We start from the raw sequence: 17,469 nt of genomic DNA, 5'->3' as shown, positions 1-17,469 counted from the left end.
GTTTTTTAATTAGTTCACTAAAAGCTGTCGATGGTATCCATCAACAGCTTCGTATGAAATTAAGTTAATCAAATTTGAAGGATTGAGGATTTAGCTTAAATAATGATTCTGTATTTGATTTAATCAACGCTGAATGAGTTAAAGTTCTCGGTAGAACTCTATCAAAATAGAATTGTGCCGTAGAGATTTTTGCAGAATAGAACTCATCTTGGGTTCCTTGGTCAATTTTCTTTTGAGCGACAATCGCCATCTTTGCCCATAAATAAGCAAAAACCACATAACCAGAATAATATAGATAGTCTACAGCGACTCCTCCAACTTCATCCAGATTTTCTGGAACCTTACTCTGAATATAAGTAGATAAATCAAGCCATTCTTTAACGAGTAGATCAAGCTTTGATAACATATTCTCTGTAAGACCGATACCGCGATGTTCTTTTGTAAAAGACTGAATTTCTTCAGTTAATAAAAATAATAAGTTTCCTTTTGAACCAATCACTTTACGAATTAATAAATCAATTGCCTGAATTTCGGTAGTTCCCTCATATAATGTTGAAATGCGAACATCTCTAGCAATTTGTTCCATGCCATGTTCAGAAATATAGCCATGCCCACCATAAATCTGCATACCATGTTTAGCAACTTCTACTCCCAATTCTGTTATAAATGCTTTTGCAATAGGAGTCAGTAATGCCAATTTATCTTCAGCTACTTTTTTTTCAGACTCATCTGTAGCTAATTCAGCAATATCTACATAAGTTGATAAATAATAAGCTAATGCACGTGAACCCTCAGTAAAAACTTTTTGTGTTAAAAGCATGTTTCGCACAGCTGGATGTTCGATAATTGGATCGGCAGGTAAATCTGGAAATTTTGGACCAGATATTGAACGCATAGCCAAACGTTCCTTTGCATATTCTAACGCACCTTGGTAGGAAGCTTCAGATGCAGCTAAACCTTGTACAGCTGTAAATACTCGTGCTGAATTCATGAAGGTAAACATGCAATTTAAGCCACGGTTTTCAGCACCAATTAGAAAACCTTTAGCATTTTCAAAATTTAATACACATGTTGCATTTCCATGGATACCCATTTTATGTTCTAAGGAACTACAGATTACGCCGTTACGACTATCAATATTTCCATCAGCATCAAGATTAAATTTTGGCACAATAAATAACGATATTCCCTTAGTGCCACTTGGAGCATTCGGTAAGCGGGCTAAAACAATATGAATAATATTTTCAGATAAATCATGTTCACCCGCTGAAATAAATATTTTTTCCCCTGTAATAGCATAACTACCATCACTATTCGGGACAGCTTTAGTTCGGATTTGGCCTAAATCTGAACCTGCATGCGACTCAGTAAGGCACATGGTTCCAGTCCATACTCCAGAAACTAAAGGAGTTAAAAATTTTGTTTTTTGTTCATCTGTTCCATGATTCTCAATGGTATACATTGCTCCATGGGATAAGCCTGAATACATTCCCCAAGCCCAGTTTGTCGACGTCAAAATTTCTGAAATGGCGATCCATAATAATCCTGGGAATTCTTGTCCTCCAAACGCTTCCTTACCTGTTAAAGAGGGAAATCCTAATTCTATATATTTTTTGTAGGCTTCCTTAAAACCATCGGGTGTGATGACTACTCCATCTTGAAGCTTACATCCTTGCTGATCTCCTAATTGGTTTAAAGGATGCAATTCTTTTTCACAAAATTCAGCTGCTACTTCTAAATATGGACCTACTATTTCAGAGGTCATTTTTTCTTTTGACTGAGGATATTGTGTATAGAGTGATTCAAAATCGAGTAAATCGCTTAATACAAAATTAATGTCACGAAGTGGTGCTTTATACATTGGCATATTAACTATTCCCTACATTTCAATTTTGGAATCAATATTCCTAATTGGGTCCTAAAGTCATTGGGTATTTAAAAAATTATTTCGTCATACGAAACAATAGATTTTGGAAAGAAAATATAGTCAAAAAAATAAGAATAAAAATAACTACTGTGCATAGTTAATCATTTGTTTAATTCATTTTATTCATTATAAAAAATTAGTTAAGCTCAAAAGATAGTCATAATTTGGGATAAATAAAAATTATAAGGATATGGGTTTAACATGATGAGAACCACCCATAACTCTATATATTTAATAATTTTTTCCAAAAAACCTCACACGATTTGGAAATTAATTATTGTAGTTATTATAAATTCAAAGGAATATGATATGGAAATTAAGCCTACCAAAAGTCAGATAGAAGCTTTTCGTAATGATGGCGCTTTTCTTTTTAAAAATTGCCTTACTGAAAAGCAAATTTCAGACTGCTACGAAATATTCAAATGGAATATGACTCATCCTGGGCCAAGTAACTTTCGTGCTTTAGATGGCACCAAACTTCAAACCCATATAGATAATGCAAATCCATTATCTAAAGATAAGTTAGATAATTTAGTAAAAACTTTGCCTTTCGGTAAGATTTTTCAAGAACTTTGGGGATCTGAAAATGTTTGGTATTTCGCCGAAGAAATTTTTGCAAAAGAAAATGGTAACAGCGGTCGAGGACCTTGGCATCAAGACACAGCTAATCTTCCATGGGCTGGCAAACATTGGGGCAATGCCTGGATTACGTTTCAATCACTACCCAAGAAAAACTGTTTAGAAGTCATTCGTGGATCTCATAATGGTATCCAATATGATGGTTCTAGTTTCAGCAATCCAAACGATCCAACAGATCCATTATGGGGTGATGGAACTTACCCTCGCTTACCACATATTGATGAAGAACTATCAAAAAATCCAAACGCTTACGACGTTTTATCATGGGATTTAAAACCAAGAGATGTTGTGATTCTTCATCCAAGAGCATTACATGGCGGAGCTCCTGTCGATGAACAGTGTCCAACTAGACATACATTAGTTTTACGTTTCTTTGGCGATGATGCTACGTTTCGTTGTTTACCTACTTCAAATCCAAGCCATGCACGTAATGGATTTCTTTTTAGAGAAGAAATGGAAAAACTGAATGAAGGAGATCTATTCAGATCACCAATTTTTCAGAAAATTGCTTAATAAATAAAATCTTCAAAATGGAATAAAAAATGCAAAAACAATTAATTAACCCCGGTTTACGCAAAGAGAAACACTACGATCCATTTCATTTTTCAGCTGCTGTACGTGTAGGCAATATGATTTGGGTGTCTGGATGTGTAGGTGAAAATCTTGAAACTGGTGTTTTAGAACCATCCATGGAGAAACAAGCGCGTCAGACCTTTGAGAACATAAAAGAAGTGCTCAGTGCTGCTGGCGCAAAAATGAGTGATATCGTTGAAATCATCACCTTCCATACAGATCAAAGAGGAGAAATTGCTGAATTTATGTCAGTAAAAGATGAGTATTTGACAGAGAATTATCCTGCTTGGACAAGTATCGGGGTATCTCAACTAGCTCGGCCTGAATTCAAAATCGAAATACGTGTAGTAGCGGTGATTGGCTGTGGAGATAAATGAATTTAACTCTTAAAGCTGTAGATAATCACTTTCATACAAATAAGCCTAAATAAACCTCCTTAATAGAATAAGGATAGGTATTCATGCTTAATTATAGATAAAACAATGGATTAAATTACGTAATAGTAAATGGAGTTTTTAATATGAGTAATTCAGGCCCAATAAATGATAATGGTAGTGGTGCCCAACTTCTTGCTCGCTTAGATCGTTTACCGGTTATGGGGATGCATTATTTTTGGGCATTATTGCTGGCAATAAATTTAATGCTGGAATATTACGATAATGCAATTTTTGCATATGCTTCTCCAACGATTAAGGCGCATACAAATTATAGTACAGAACAAATTGGTCTTATAGGAAGTATGTTTTTCGTTGGTATGATTATTGGAGCCTTAATTGGTGGAAGATTATCTGATAAATTTGGACGGCGCTCCATCATGGTGTGGGCTACTCTTCTCTACTCATTCGGTTCACTTCTGACAGCTCTCTCACCCAACTATGAAATAATGCTGTTTTCAAGAACAATCACAGGAGTCGGCGTACAGGCAGCAACTTCAGTTTTGCTCGTATATGTGTCTGAAATGTTTCCTAGTAATACTCGTGGTCGCTTTATGTCGGTGGTCACAATCGGTTTCGCATTTTCAGCTGTAGCCGCTTCCGCTTTAGCATTGTTCTATTTACCCAACAGTGGTGATAATGCTTGGCGTCATCTTTTTTATGTAGGTAGTATTGGATTTCTCATTGCACCTTTTATGCGTTTTTATATCCCTGAATCTGTGCGTTGGTACATTGCCAGAAAAAAATATCAACAAGCAGAAAGACTTATTAGCAAATTTGAGAGACAAGCGATATTAAAAAATAAAATATTAGAAACGCCGAATATTTCATTTGTAGAACATTATAAAGAAGCAAAACTTTCTGATCTGTTCACAAATAAAACCGTTGTTCTTACTATTATTGTAATGGGTGTTGGGTACTTCGGTTCAACATTAGCATATTACTTATTTGGCAATTGGGCAGTTTACTCTTTTGTCTATGGTTTAAATTATTCCGAAGAAAAAGCTTACTATATTTTCTTTATATGGAACGTGATCTACTGCGTAACTCCATTTATAACCATGTTTATACTTGATCGTTTTGAACGCAAGTCCTTAATTCTAGCAATGTCGGCATTAACGACTATTCCTCTGATTGTATTAGGGATATCAAATATAATGTGGGAATTAATCGCTGCGGGCGGTATTGCTTGCATAGTGACAGGTATCATTATTAGTGGCTATTACACTTATATTCCTGAATCATTGCCTACAAAATTACGAGCATTAGGAAGTGGAATTATTATCTCCATTGGTCGCTTTGGAGGTGCAGTCTCTGGAGTCCTAGGTGCTTGGTTATTTACCCACGGTGGTATACAAAGTGTCATGTTCACTGCCGCAGCATTGTATATTCTATTCGCCATTCCAGTGATGTTATATGGCCCCCTCACGACTAACCGCTCTCTTGAAATAGTAAACAGTAAAGAATAAGCAAATCATCTTCTCAATCAAACACATAGTTTAAATAAGCTTGCGATTTTTAATCGCAAGCTAGGAAAACTCAACTTAATTTCATGATATTTAAGGAAAAAATCATGTTGAATAAAAAACTTATAATTGTTCTTTTAAGCTTTACAGCAACCTCGCCACTGGTTCAAGCAGTTGAAATTAACAAGGATTTAAATTTAAATTTTACGGCTACTGCTATGTCGGAATATCGCCGTTCAGGTTTTGATCTGAGCGATGGTAAACCTGTAGTACAAGGATTGGTATCTCTCGCTCATAAATCAGGGTGGGATATTTCTGCACAAATTTCTAATTATGATGTAGTCGTTGTACCAGCAAAATATGAAATAGCTTATACGGCAGGCTATTTTCATGCATTTAATGAAAAAGTGTATGTTTACTCCTCGTTAGGTCAAACTATCTATCCCAATTGGGCTGATGGCAACGTAACGGAATGGTTTATCAGTGCGAATGCTTATGGGGCTTTTTTTAATTACTTTTATGACTGGGGAAAGAACTCAAATGCTCAATATCGTTATATAGGTTATAAATATAATTTCCCTAATGACGTCTGGCTTGATATGCGTTATGGCTATAATGATCTAGGTATGCAATTAAGAAATGAGGATGGTGATATCCGTCATAATTACACTACACGCAAGGTAGAGTTAGGAAAAAAATATAATGATATTAATTACACACTCTCTTATGCTGATACTGATTTAACGAATTCAGAATGTACACAAATCATGGCATATGGAGATAAATGTTCATCCACTGTAGTATTTGGTATAAAAAAGACTTTTTAATTAAATAGATAGAGAACTTTTCTTAAACAGGAAAAGTTCTCTTTTTTATTCATAATAATTTAATTTGTTATAAAAAATACTGTTTGCACCTTATTCTATTTCGATACAAACAGTAGTTCAGTCATTTTTGACTTTATACGACTTCAAATAATCCAGCAGCGCCCATTCCTCCACCAATACACATTGAAACCACTACAAACTTCACACCACGTCGCTTACCTTCAAGTAAAGCATGTCCTACTAATCTTGATCCTGTCATACCATATGGATGGCCAATTGAAATACTCCCTCCATTTACATTGTATTTATTTGGATCAATGCCTAGATGATCTCGGCAATATAATACTTGGCAAGCAAAAGCCTCATTGAGTTCCCACAATCCAATATCATCTATTGAGAGACCATGTTGTTTAAGTAATTTAGGAATCGCGTAAATAGGACCAATACCCATTTCTTCAGGTGCATTTCCAACAACAGTCATTCCACGATAAATACCTAAAGGTTCAATACCTAACTGCTCTACTAATTTCCCATTCATTACAACACAAGCACTTGCGCCATCAGACAGTTGGCTCGCATTTCCGGCAGTAATTACGCCTCCCTCAATGACCGGAGCTAAACTATTTAATGACTCTAATGTGGTACTTGGACGATTTCCCTCATCCTGACTTAACATTACTTCTTTAAATGAAGATATCCCGGTAGTTTTATCCGTTATCATCATCTGAGTTGTGATAGGAACAATTTCATTATCAAATATTCCGGCTGTCTGTGCACGAGCTGTACGCAGTTGTGACTCTAAGGCATACTGATCTTGAGCTTCTCGAGAAATACCATATTTTTTTGAAACAAACTCGGCGGTCTCTAACATTGGCATATAAGCTGTAGGCTGATGAGCTAAAACATTAGGGTCCTCTTCAGCTTTCACCCATTCCATATATCGGCTTTGTACAGCAGAAATAGTTTCCTGACCTCCAGCAATAACGGTTTGCATACCGTCATACATAATTTGTTTCGCTGCGGTAGCGATCGCCATTAAACCAGATGCACATTGACGATCAATTGTTTGAGCACCAATTACCGCTGGTAATCCAGCAGCGAATAAACCATTTCGAGCGATGTTATTTCCTGCCGTACCCGCATTTAAAACCGAGCCAATAACAGCATCTTCAATACGATCCGGTTCAATGCCTGCGCGCTCAACGGCATGTTTAATTGCATGCCCTAACATTGTTGGTGAGTGCGTAGCATTAAAAGCACCTTTATATGCTTTCCCAATAGGTGTACGAGCTGTTGAAACAATTATTGCATCAATCATAAATCTTCCTTGTAAAAGAGAAATAAATAGAAATATTGCAATGGAATTAAGGTATTAAAGATATTTCAACTTATTAAAGTGGCTCTAAGCTTATAAGTATGTTTGATAAATTTTAGGCAAAGAAAATACATTGCCTCGTTAGATAACGAAACTTATTTACTTACTTAGTCTAAAAATTGAAATAAGAATTGTTTTATTGAATAATCTATCACTTCCTAATTTAGAATGGGCTTGAATTAGAAGTCACTTTTTATTCTAAAAATAATTACTTATCTATCTAAAATCCCTAAAACCATTGCTCAGGCATATTCAGTGGTGTTGTTTCCACTGGATCCAGTACTGCCAACCAACTGGATATTTTTGGCATTTCCCAGCCAAAAAAGTAATCACAAGCTGCCAATTTCCCATTTAAGAAATCGCTACTCGATGATGTCTTCATCATTTCATATATAGTTATTGCTTGATCTAACCATAACCACCCTACAACTAAATGCCCAAAAGCCTCTAAATAATTTGCAGCATTTGCTAATTGCATTTCTAAATCATCTAAGGCGTGTAATTGCTCAGTAACTTTAAGAATTTCTTGCCAATGATCATTTAGCGTTGTAGCGTGATTATGTAATTTATCTATTAAAAGTGCTTGATGAACTGTTTTAGTAATCCGTTCATTTAACAACCTCATAGATAAACCATCATTTATACGTGTTTTTCGGTCTAATAAATCGAGAGCTTGAATACCAAATGTACCTTCATGAATGGGGTTAAGGCGGTTGTCTCTATAAAACTGCTCAACATTATATTCACGTGTATATCCATATCCACCATGAACTTGAATTGCCAAATCATTTGCGACTAGCCCCCATTCGGAAGACCAACTTTTTACGACGGGTGTTAATAGGTCAAGTAAGGCATTGATATCATTTTGTTCTTTTTCATTATCAACAGATTTAATCTCGTCGACCAATCTTGCTGCATATAAACATAATGCTAAAGCTCCTGATACATAAGACTTCTGTGCTAATAGCATTCTACGAACATCAGGGTGTTTTATAATGGGGACTTGAGAAGAATTAAGCTTTCTGTCACTTTTTGGTCGCCCTTGTAGACGAGTTTTTGCATAATCAAGAGCATGCAAATAACCTGTATAACCTAATGCCGCAGCTGATAATCCCACAGAAATACGAGCTTCATTCATCATATGAAACATATAAGCCAATCCTTTACCAGGCTCACCTATGATGTGTCCCAGGGCTCCAGCTTCTCCTTCAGGAGTAAACTTTCCTTCTCCAAAATTTAAAACACAATTGACTGTGCCTCTATAGCCCATTTTATGGTTTATTCCAGCCAAGACTACATCATTTCTTTCACTTGGTTTCCCATCTTTATTAAGTACTTTCCGAGGGACGGCGAATAATGATATTGCTTTTACCCCTGTCGGAATTTGACCATTTTCATCAGGAATTTTAGCAAGCACTAAGTGTAGAATATTTTCGGAAATCTCATGATCTCCTCCCGAAATCCACATTTTATTGCCAAATAGACGATATCGACCATCTCCATTAGGAACAGCACGAGTACGAATATCAGCTAGACTTGAGCCTGCTTGGGGCTCAGATAAACACATAGTCCCGAAACATTTGCCTGCCGCCATAGCACTAATATAGGGCGAGATAATTTCTTTCTCACCATATGTAATTAAAAGATTAGCATTTCCAATTGTTAAAAAGGCATAAGCTGCCGTACCTGCATTTGCACCCAGCAGATAGGCCATACCAGCTCGCTCAATTGTAGTAGGAAGACTCATCCCCCCCCATTCTAACGGGAGCGCAGCATTCATTAATCCAGCCTCAGAAAATTCGTGTAATGCGACTCCTACTTCTGGATTTACCTTGACTTTTTCTCCATCAAAGCTAGGTTCATTACTATCGTTTTTCTTATTGTGTGGGGCAAATAGATCAGTTGCTAAACTTTCATAAACATTTAAAACGGAAGTATAGTCAAAACGATCTTGACCCGAAAAACATGTTCTCTGGTTTAATAAATCTACTTTTAACCAGTCAAATAATATGAAATCCAAATCGCTACGAGAAAGAATAAGTTCATCTACCATGGAAAATACCTACTATAAAATTAGAAGTGATACCCATTCTGCAACAAGCGCAGGCTTAGCTTCGTTTTCAATTTCAACAGTTACATCAACAACCATTTGATAACGACCAGCAGACTTCTCTTTAATTGATTTTAATAAGAATTGGCCCCTTATTCTTTTTCCACTATGAACTGGATGAATAAAACGTAAATTATTCATTCCATAGTTTATAGAACTCGTTAGCTCTTTAATCTGCGGTAAAGCTTCTGAAGCCATAGCAGATAATAATGATAAAGTAAGGAATCCATGAGCAATGGTGCCTCCAAATGGACTTTTGCTTGCTGCTTCAGTATCGACATGAATGTATTGCCAATCTCGTGTTACATCTGCAAACACATTAATTGTTGCTTGATCAATTGTGATCCAATCAGAAACTCCAAGTACTTCACCTTCCAGTTCAAAAAGTTGAGCAATTGAAATCGGATTTTTATTCGATAGAGTATCACCCATTTTTATTCCCCTACTTTTAAACCAGCTTTATCTAGCTCTAAATTACCTTGAACAAAACCAGATATAGGGACGATTTCACCTGCACGATTAGATACTTCATTTAATCGCTCTAACAATATATGTGCTGTCTCGTCGCTGTTTCCAATGTGAATACCTTGAGTCAATGTAATATGTGCGGCCTCGAAACTTCCCGCTCCCGCACATAGAATCATTCTTGTTGGAGCATCTTCGCTCACTAACACGGCGGCGGCTGGACTTACTGCAGCCGGTGCAAGTGCTTTAAGAGATTCCCCAGGTAATAAACCTTCCAACATACGAGTTGCTGCCGTAGGTGCAAGGCAATTAACCCGAATATTGTATTTTTCTCCCTCAAGAGCTAGTGTTTGCATTAATCCCACTAGCGCCATTTTTGCGGCACTATAATTAGACTGACCAAAGTTCCCATATAGGCCAGAAGAAGAAGTAGTCATTACTATACGACCATATTTTTGCTCGCGCATAATATCCCATACAGCTTTTGTACAATTTACAGCTCCCATTAAATGAACGTCTATAACAGTTCGAAAATCATCTAAAGACATCTTGGTAAATGTTTTATCGCGCAAGATACCGGCATTATTAATTAAAATATCGACACGCCCCCAGTGGGACATTGTTTGCTTTACCATTTCTTCTACTTGAGCTGCATCAGTTACCGATGCGCCATTTGCAATGGCTTCACCACCTGCAGCAATAATTTCATCTACTATTTTTTGAGCAGCAGTAGTTGAACCGCCATTACCATGAACATCACTACCTAAGTCATTTACAACAACTTTTGCGCCTAGGCGTGCCAATAATAAAGCATGCTCTCTTCCAAGACCTGCACCTGCACCAGTCACAATTGCTACACGATTTTTTAAATCAATCATACTTTCGTCCTTAAAATAGTTCTTAATGATATTTACAGTTCTTCTATTACCAGAATAGGCAAATAGATAGGGAATTTATAACAATGTAATGACTATAAATTTTTAAATCGTGTATCCACCATCTACAACAATACACTCGCCATTTGTATAGCTCGCTGCATCGGAAACTAAATATAGTACCGTTCCAGCCATTTCTCTCGGTTCAGCATGGCGTCGTAAAGGAATATCTTCCATTAGTTTTTCATATAATTCTGGATCATCGAATAACGCACTTGCAAACTTAGTTTTAGTAAAACCTGGAACCAATGCGTTTACTCTTATACCAAATGGCCCACATTCTTTTGCGAAAGTTTTTGTCATATTAATGACAGCAGCTTTAGTAATTGAGTAAATACCTTGTTTATCACCTGGCTGTAATCCATTTACTGATGCCGTATTTACAATGACACCGCTGCCTTGTGATTTCATTAATTTACCGGCTTCAATAGACATGAAGAAATAACCACGAATATTCACTTCCACAGTTTTGTTATAAGCGGCTAAGTCAGTATCGAGAACATGTCCAAAATATGGATTTGCTGCTGCATTATTTATAAGAATATCTAATCGGCCATGCTGACTACGAATATGTTCAAAAATAGATGATATATCTTCCATTTTTCCAACATGACAAGCAAAAGCCTCCGCAGTACCTCCGGCTGCAATAATTTCTTCTGCCACGACCTTGCAATCTTCAATTTTTCGGCTAGAAACGATTACATGGGCGCCTTGTTCTGCTAATAATTTAGCAATTTCTTCACCAATACCACGGCTAGCACCTGTAACTAAAGCTATTTTTCCAGTTAAATCAAAAAGATTTGTCGCCATACTTTATATACTCCTATTTCCTTTTTCTCATCTATATCTAATAAATGTTTTGTATCTTCCTGAAAAACTCATTTTTGCAATTAAATAAGTTAGTGCCAAGTTAGCAAATTTACGCCATATTCACGAAAGTGCTGATGTTCATTCATACTTAAAATACTATGACGTTTAGTATCGCTAAGAATTTGCGTAATACCACAATTCACCAATGACCAATTCAAACCAAATGTCGCACGATCACTTAAACCCAGTAAAGATTGAATAATGACGGAGATCACTCCACCAGAACTAAAAACGACGACATTTTTCCCTTTTGAACTATTTACAATATCTGTAAAAGCACCTACACATCTATTTTGAAATTGCTTCCATGTTTCAGTGTAATCGGTGTCATATTCTCCACTCTGCCAACGATAAACAGCTTCAGCAAACATATCTCCCATTGTCTTTGTTGGATGAGATGAATTTTTAATAAACTGAATAATCTCAAATTTATCCGCATATTTTTTCTTATCTAAATTTAATAAAATTTGTTCATGATCAAATTCATTTAGTCCTATATGCGGTATAGCGACCAAAGAAGAATGCATCTCACCCAAACAATGTTGTGCAGTTTCTTGATGTCGAACCATTTCTCCACGCCATGCGATATCGAAAGATTTAGCCTGATCATCAAACACTTTACCCAGAACCCTAGCCTGTTCAGTACCTTTTATCGATAATTGATCATAATTATCAATACCCCATGAAGCTTGCCCATGCCTAACAAAGGTAATTAAAGCCACAAGATAATCTCCTACTTTTATTTCGATTGCCAAGTCAATTGCATACAACGAACAAATAGAGCTTCGACGAAATGACCAAAATCTTTAAAATCAGGGTTTTGTGTTTCTTTATGGTAATAACGATAATAAATTTGCTGGCAAATTACGGCTAAACGAAATAAACCAAAAACTTCGTAAAAATTCCAGTTATCTGTTTGTAAACCGGTCTTTTGTAAATAATATTTAACCACTTCCTGACGAGTGAGCATTCCAAACAAATGGGTAGGCTGTCTTCTCAAAGTTCTTAATAAAACGCTATCATCATCTTGTATCCAATAGGCTAACGCACAACCTAAATCCATTAAGGGGTCACCCAAAGTTGCCATTTCCCAATCTAATACACCAATGAGTCTTGTAGGTGATTTGGGATCTAGAATGACGTTATCAAGACGCCAGTCATTATGAATAATACAGGTCTTCACATCATCTGGTATATGCTCTAACAACCAAGCTTGTATACCCTTAAAACTAGCAACATCTGGTGTCTTTGCTTGCTCAAAACGTTTTATCCAACCCTCTACTTGTCTACGACAATATCCATCACCTTTACCGATTGTCTCTAAATCAGAACCTTTATAAGGCACATTATGAAGTGCGATTAAAGCATCTATGGCATTAATACATAGTTGATGCATTTGTTCAGGTGTTAAGTCTAAATTTTCAGGAAGGTTTGCTCTTGTAATTACTCCCTCAATTCGATCCATCACATAAAAATCGCAACCAATAATATTTGCATCAGTGCATAGTGCCACCATATCTGGTACCAATGGATAGAGGGGCTTAAGCGCTTTTTGAACGTTATATTCACGTTGCATATCATGAGCAGACTTAGCTTTGGTTCCTGCAGGTGGGCGCCGTAAAATCAGATCTCGATTTTCATACTGTATTCGATATGTCCAATTAGACGCCCCACCTGAATACTGAGTAATTTGTGGCATACCTTTTAAAACAATGTCCTGTTCCTTCAACCACTGATCTACTTTTTCAATATCTAACTTTTCACCTTGGCGAACAGCTCCACCTACATCGATAGTACTCATTAAGCAATCTTTCCTTTTAATGGCTGGTAATTACGTCCATAACCCCGCTTTTTGAGCTCAATTCTTGTAATTACTCTCTTATGTACTTCATCAGGACCATCGGCGAGTCTTAATGAGCGAGCAATTCCCATAAAGCGTGCTAAAGGTGTGTCATTAGAAACTCCCATCGCTCCATGCATTTGAATGGCCATATCTATAACTTGTTGCATCATATTCGGTGCGATTACTTTAATCGCCGAAATCTCTGTCATTGCAGCAGTATTTCCAACCGTATCCATCTTCCAAGCAGCGTAAAGTGTCATTAGACGCGCTTGTTCAATAGCAATTCGAGCATCTGCGATTTTTTCTTTATTCCCTCCTAATTCTAGGATAGGTTGACCAAAAGCAATCCGAGTCATTCCTCTGTCAATCATTAATTCCAATGCACGCTCTGCAGCTCCTACACATCGCATACAATGATGAATTCGTCCTGGACCTAGTCTGCCTTGGGCTATTGCAAAACCTTCGCCTGGGCCACCAATAAAATTTTCAATAGGTACGCGCACGTTATTGAAACAAACTTCTCCGTGACCATGTGGAGCATCAATATCGCCAAAAATCGGTAACATTCTTTCAATTTTTACTCCTGGTGTGTTAACAGGAACAAGAACCATAGAATGTTGCTCATGATGGCTTTTTGATGAATCAGGTGTATGGGCCATAAAAATTAAGAGTTTCGTATTAGGATCCCCTAAACCTGATGACCACCATTTACGGCCATTTAAAACAATTTCATTTCCATCGACTATTGCTGTGGCTTGCATATTGGTTGCATCACTTGAAGCCACATCAGGTTCAGTCATACAAAATACGGAACGAATTTCGCCATTTAATAAGGGCATTAACCATTGATTCTTTTGTGCTTCACTGCCGTACTTCCACAAAAGCTCCATATTTCCTGTATCAGGCGCATTACAATTAAAGACCATAGGTGCTAAAAAACTACGGCCAGTATATTCAGCAATATGAGCATACTCTTGAATACTTAATCCAGCTCCAAGCTTTTCATCAGGCAGAAACATATTCCACAATCCAGCTGATTTTGCTTTAGCTTTTAGAATTTCTAAAGCTGCTGGCCATTTCCACGTAGTCCAATCTTCTGGATCACACGTTTGGTGTACTTCTTTCCAAAATTTTTCTTCTATGGGAATAATCTCTATATCCATGAATTGTTTAGTTTTTTCTAAATACGCCTTACCTTTAGCGCTAAGTTCAAAATCCATTATTTATAACTCTGTTTTAGTATTTGCCAAGCGTACATAAAATCGTATAATGAATAAAATGAATTAATTTAATAGTAAATCATGCACGAAGATAATAAAAAGGTAGCATCGCTTGCGAGAATTGATCTCAATTTATTCCGAGTTTTTGCTACGATTTATAAAGAAAAAAATTTAACACGTGCCAGTGAACAATTGTTCTTAAGCCAACCTGCGGTAAGTCATGCGCTTGCACGTCTTCGTGAACATTTTAATGATCCATTATTTATTAGAGATGGACACGGCGTAATGCCATCAATATTAGCTAAACGCATATGGCCTAATATTGAACAATCACTATCTTTAATGAACGAAGCAATAAAAAGCACATTAGATTTTCAACCAGAAAGAGACTTAAAAAAATTAACAATCGCAATGATTGATGAATTTGAACCCATACTACTTCCTTTAATTACTCAACATTTTTCAAAATTTAATAAAGATTTAATTATAAATAGCGTGCGTATTGATAGAAAAAATTTACGTCAAGAGTTAGTGTCAGGAAGGATTGACTTCTCGATAGACGTTAATCACTTAGTAGAGGAAGGAATTGCTCAGCAAACATGTTTGAAAGATAAATTAGTCATTATGTGCCATAAAGAACACCCTATTTTACAATCGGGTATAAGCATAGAAAGCTATTTAAATGCAAAACACATAACAGTATCTGCTCGACCAACAGGCAGAGTATTTGAAGATTTTATTTTATCAAAACATGGGTTTAAGAGAGAAATTAAACTTCGTTGCCAACAGTATCAAACTGCTATTAGTATGTTGGCTCAAACAGAGTACTTACTTACGATTTCCCACACGCAGGCGTTGTATCATAAAAAAAATTATCCTGATGTAAATATTTATTCGATTCCAGCAAAAATTGAAGGGTATGAAATGAATCTTTATTGGGATGAGGAAAAATCAAAAGAACAAGAAATCGTGTGGTGCAAAGCACAATTAATAGAGATTATGAATACTCTCCAGAGTTAGTTTAAGAATGACTAAATAAAATTAGTCTTATGCATGATTTAATATTTATTTAATTCATTTTATTCATTGATTAAAAAACCTTACTCTCTTTGTAATACAAGGAAGATAGGAATTAGAACAGTGAATAAAACATGGCAAAAGACATATGATGAATTAGGTATTCCTAACGAAATTACATTGCCACCAGTAAGCACTTCAATGATTGAGATTTTTGAAAGAAATGTTCAAAAATTTTCAGACAAAACTGCTTATATTTTTAGAAACGAAAAATTAAGCTATCAGCAGATAGATAATTTATCTTTACGGTTTGCGGCCTATCTACAGTCATTAGGACTAAAAAAAGGTACTCGTGTCGCGGTGATGCTACCGAACGTTTTACAATATCCGATCTCAGTTATGGGTATTTTGCGGGCAGGACTGATTCTAGTAAATGTAAACCCACTGTACACTCCAAGAGAACTCGAGCATCAACTTAAAGATTCAGGTGCTGAGGCGATTATCTTACTAGAAAATTTAAAAGGTATATTTCAGCAAGTTGCATCAAATACATTTGTAAAACATGTATTTATAGTAAATTTAGAAGATTCTTTAACTCACCCATTCACCGATCATACTCAAGATAAATTAAATCCTTTTAATAGAGGGCTAAGATATCCGTCATGTTGTTATACAAAACCAAAATTAAATTTGGATGATACAGCTGTTTTACAGTACACAGGTGGTACAACTGGTGTGTCTAAAGGAGCCGAATTAACACATCGCAATTTAGTTGCCAATTTATTACAAAATGATGCAGTTTATAGCCCGGTTTTACTCATAGGCAGTCAAGATCATCAAAATATGATTTGTGCGTTACCTCTTTATCATATTTTTGCTTTTCAACTTTCCATGATTTCTCAGTATGTAGGTTTTGCTTGTGTATTAATTTTAAATCCAAGAGATACTGCCAGCCTGATAGAGGAAATGGTTAAGTACCCTCCTGTATTATTTCCTTCAGTAAATACATTAACCAATGCTTTAATCAACCACGAAAATATTAAATTAGTAGATTTTAGTCATTTAAAATTATCGAGTAGCGGCGGAATGGCCACATTGCCATCAACTGCAAAAGCTTGGTATGAATTAACAAATAAACCTCTACTAGAAGGTTACGGCCTATCAGAAACTTCACCGGTCGTCACAATTAACCCACCGACTCTTAAAGAGTTTACAGGAAAAATAGGGATACCTTTACCTTCCACTGAAGTTGCTATTTTGGACGATAATGGACATGAGGTTCCATTAAACCAAGAGGGAGAAATTGCGGTTAAAGGTCCCCAAGTGATGAAGGGATACTGGAACCGTCCCGAAGAAACTGCGAATGTGATGACAAATAATGGTTTTTTCCGTACTGGTGATATAGGTGTAATGGATTCAGATGGTTTCACAAAAATTGTGGATCGCAAAAAAGATATGATTTTAGTATCTGGTTTTAATGTTTATCCTAATGAAATAGAAGAAGTTGTTAGTAGACATCCTAAGGTTCTAGAAGCAGCAGCGATTGGCGTCATCGATGAAAAAAGTGGAGAAGTCCCAAAGCTATTCATTGTAAAAAAAGAAAATGATTTGACGGAAAATGACATTTTCACATTTATTTCAGATAAATTAACAGCGTACAAGCAACCTAAATATATTGAATTTTTAAGTGAATTACCTAAATCAAATGTAGGTAAGATTTTACGTAAAGAGTTGAGATAAGGTTAGGTTGATCATTTATAGAGACATA

At 36.2% G+C, this 17,469-nt stretch carries 15 protein-coding genes; 6 read left to right on the top strand and 9 right to left on the bottom strand.

Annotated features, from left to right (window positions below):
- Positions 1–64: 64 nt before the first annotated feature.
- Positions 65–1,867, bottom strand: coding sequence for an acyl-CoA dehydrogenase C-terminal domain-containing protein (locus F968_RS08950; protein ID WP_004792359.1), 1,803 nt, complete (start codon positions 1,865–1,867; stop codon positions 65–67).
- A gap of 369 nt (positions 1,868–2,236) precedes the next feature.
- Here F968_RS08950 and F968_RS08945 point away from each other — a divergent pair, with 369 nt between their 5' ends.
- From F968_RS08945 to F968_RS08930, 4 genes are all read left to right on the top strand, one after another.
- Complete coding sequence (locus tag F968_RS08945) at positions 2,237–3,079, top strand: phytanoyl-CoA dioxygenase family protein (protein ID WP_004792358.1); 843 nt, start codon at positions 2,237–2,239, stop codon at positions 3,077–3,079.
- 29 nt (positions 3,080–3,108) lie between these two features.
- Positions 3,109–3,516 carry a RidA family protein gene (locus F968_RS08940; RefSeq protein WP_004792357.1) on the top strand — a complete coding sequence of 136 codons (408 nt, stop codon included), beginning with the start codon at positions 3,109–3,111 and terminating at the stop codon, positions 3,514–3,516.
- Positions 3,517–3,659: 143 nt separating this feature from the next.
- Positions 3,660–5,042: an MFS transporter gene (locus F968_RS08935; RefSeq protein ID WP_004792356.1), complete on the top strand. Its 1,383-nt coding sequence runs from the start codon at positions 3,660–3,662 to the stop codon at positions 5,040–5,042.
- Between the two features lie 104 nt (positions 5,043–5,146).
- Entirely contained in the window at positions 5,147–5,866 is a 720-nt protein-coding gene (locus F968_RS08930) for a TorF family putative porin (protein ID WP_004792353.1), read from the top strand.
- A 133-nt stretch (positions 5,867–5,999) separates the two neighbouring features.
- Here the strand turns inward: F968_RS08930 and F968_RS08925 are convergent, their stop codons facing one another.
- From F968_RS08925 to F968_RS08890, 8 genes are all read right to left on the bottom strand, one after another.
- Entirely contained in the window at positions 6,000–7,184 is a 1,185-nt protein-coding gene (locus F968_RS08925) for an acetyl-CoA C-acyltransferase (protein ID WP_004792351.1), read from the bottom strand.
- A 286-nt stretch (positions 7,185–7,470) separates the two neighbouring features.
- Complete coding sequence (locus F968_RS08920; protein WP_004792349.1) at positions 7,471–9,294, bottom strand: acyl-CoA dehydrogenase family protein; 1,824 nt, start codon at positions 9,292–9,294, stop codon at positions 7,471–7,473.
- Between the two features lie 12 nt (positions 9,295–9,306).
- The gene (locus F968_RS08915) at positions 9,307–9,783 is read right to left on the bottom strand and encodes a MaoC family dehydratase (RefSeq protein ID WP_004792348.1); all 477 of its coding nucleotides are present in this window, start codon (positions 9,781–9,783) and stop codon (positions 9,307–9,309) included.
- A gap of 2 nt (positions 9,784–9,785) precedes the next feature.
- The gene (locus tag F968_RS08910; RefSeq protein WP_004792346.1) at positions 9,786–10,694 is read right to left on the bottom strand and encodes an SDR family NAD(P)-dependent oxidoreductase; all 909 of its coding nucleotides are present in this window, start codon (positions 10,692–10,694) and stop codon (positions 9,786–9,788) included.
- A 102-nt stretch (positions 10,695–10,796) separates the two neighbouring features.
- Entirely contained in the window at positions 10,797–11,561 is a 765-nt protein-coding gene (locus tag F968_RS08905; protein WP_004792344.1) for an SDR family oxidoreductase, read from the bottom strand.
- A gap of 89 nt (positions 11,562–11,650) precedes the next feature.
- Positions 11,651–12,343 carry a histidine phosphatase family protein gene (locus tag F968_RS08900; protein ID WP_004792342.1) on the bottom strand — a complete coding sequence of 231 codons (693 nt, stop codon included), beginning with the start codon at positions 12,341–12,343 and terminating at the stop codon, positions 11,651–11,653.
- 17 nt (positions 12,344–12,360) lie between these two features.
- The gene (locus tag F968_RS08895; protein WP_004792341.1) at positions 12,361–13,422 is read right to left on the bottom strand and encodes a phosphotransferase family protein; all 1,062 of its coding nucleotides are present in this window, start codon (positions 13,420–13,422) and stop codon (positions 12,361–12,363) included.
- Positions 13,422–14,684 (bottom strand): acyl-CoA dehydrogenase family protein, encoded by a 1,263-nt coding sequence (locus tag F968_RS08890; protein WP_004792339.1) that lies wholly within the window; start codon positions 14,682–14,684, stop codon positions 13,422–13,424. Before F968_RS08890 ends, F968_RS08895 begins: the two co-directional genes overlap by 1 nt.
- 81 nt (positions 14,685–14,765) lie before the next feature.
- On the opposite strand from F968_RS08890, the gene F968_RS08885 reads away from it, so the two are divergent.
- Complete coding sequence (locus tag F968_RS08885; RefSeq protein WP_004792337.1) at positions 14,766–15,704, top strand: LysR family transcriptional regulator; 939 nt, start codon at positions 14,766–14,768, stop codon at positions 15,702–15,704.
- 120 nt (positions 15,705–15,824) lie between these two features.
- Entirely contained in the window at positions 15,825–17,441 is a 1,617-nt protein-coding gene (locus F968_RS08880) for a long-chain-fatty-acid--CoA ligase (RefSeq protein WP_004792336.1), read from the top strand.
- The last annotated feature ends 28 nt before the right edge of the window (positions 17,442–17,469 follow it).

The organism is Acinetobacter sp. NIPH 817, from assembly GCF_000368405.1.
Taxonomy (GTDB): Bacteria; Pseudomonadota; Gammaproteobacteria; order Pseudomonadales; family Moraxellaceae; genus Acinetobacter.
Note: the sequence above shows the minus strand (reverse complement) of the source record. Positions and strands in the feature narration are given on the sequence as shown.

Excerpts from the sequence above, each read along its gene's own strand:
- F968_RS08950 (WP_004792359.1), bottom strand. The coding sequence starts at position 1,867 with ATGCCAATGTATAAAGCACCACTTCGTGACATTAATTTTGTATTAAGC.
- F968_RS08945 (WP_004792358.1), top strand. The coding sequence starts at position 2,237 with ATGGAAATTAAGCCTACCAAAAGTCAGATAGAAGCTTTTCGTAATGAT.
- F968_RS08940 (WP_004792357.1), top strand. The coding sequence starts at position 3,109 with ATGCAAAAACAATTAATTAACCCCGGTTTACGCAAAGAGAAACACTAC.
- F968_RS08935 (WP_004792356.1), top strand. The coding sequence starts at position 3,660 with ATGAGTAATTCAGGCCCAATAAATGATAATGGTAGTGGTGCCCAACTT.
- F968_RS08930 (WP_004792353.1), top strand. The coding sequence starts at position 5,147 with ATGTTGAATAAAAAACTTATAATTGTTCTTTTAAGCTTTACAGCAACC.
- F968_RS08925 (WP_004792351.1), bottom strand. The coding sequence starts at position 7,184 with ATGATTGATGCAATAATTGTTTCAACAGCTCGTACACCTATTGGGAAA.
- F968_RS08920 (WP_004792349.1), bottom strand. The coding sequence starts at position 9,294 with ATGGTAGATGAACTTATTCTTTCTCGTAGCGATTTGGATTTCATATTA.
- F968_RS08915 (WP_004792348.1), bottom strand. The coding sequence starts at position 9,783 with ATGGGTGATACTCTATCGAATAAAAATCCGATTTCAATTGCTCAACTT.
- F968_RS08910 (WP_004792346.1), bottom strand. The coding sequence starts at position 10,694 with ATGATTGATTTAAAAAATCGTGTAGCAATTGTGACTGGTGCAGGTGCA.
- F968_RS08905 (WP_004792344.1), bottom strand. The coding sequence starts at position 11,561 with ATGGCGACAAATCTTTTTGATTTAACTGGAAAAATAGCTTTAGTTACA.
- F968_RS08895 (WP_004792341.1), bottom strand. The coding sequence starts at position 13,422 with ATGAGTACTATCGATGTAGGTGGAGCTGTTCGCCAAGGTGAAAAGTTA.
- F968_RS08890 (WP_004792339.1), bottom strand. The coding sequence starts at position 14,684 with ATGGATTTTGAACTTAGCGCTAAAGGTAAGGCGTATTTAGAAAAAACT.
- F968_RS08885 (WP_004792337.1), top strand. The coding sequence starts at position 14,766 with ATGCACGAAGATAATAAAAAGGTAGCATCGCTTGCGAGAATTGATCTC.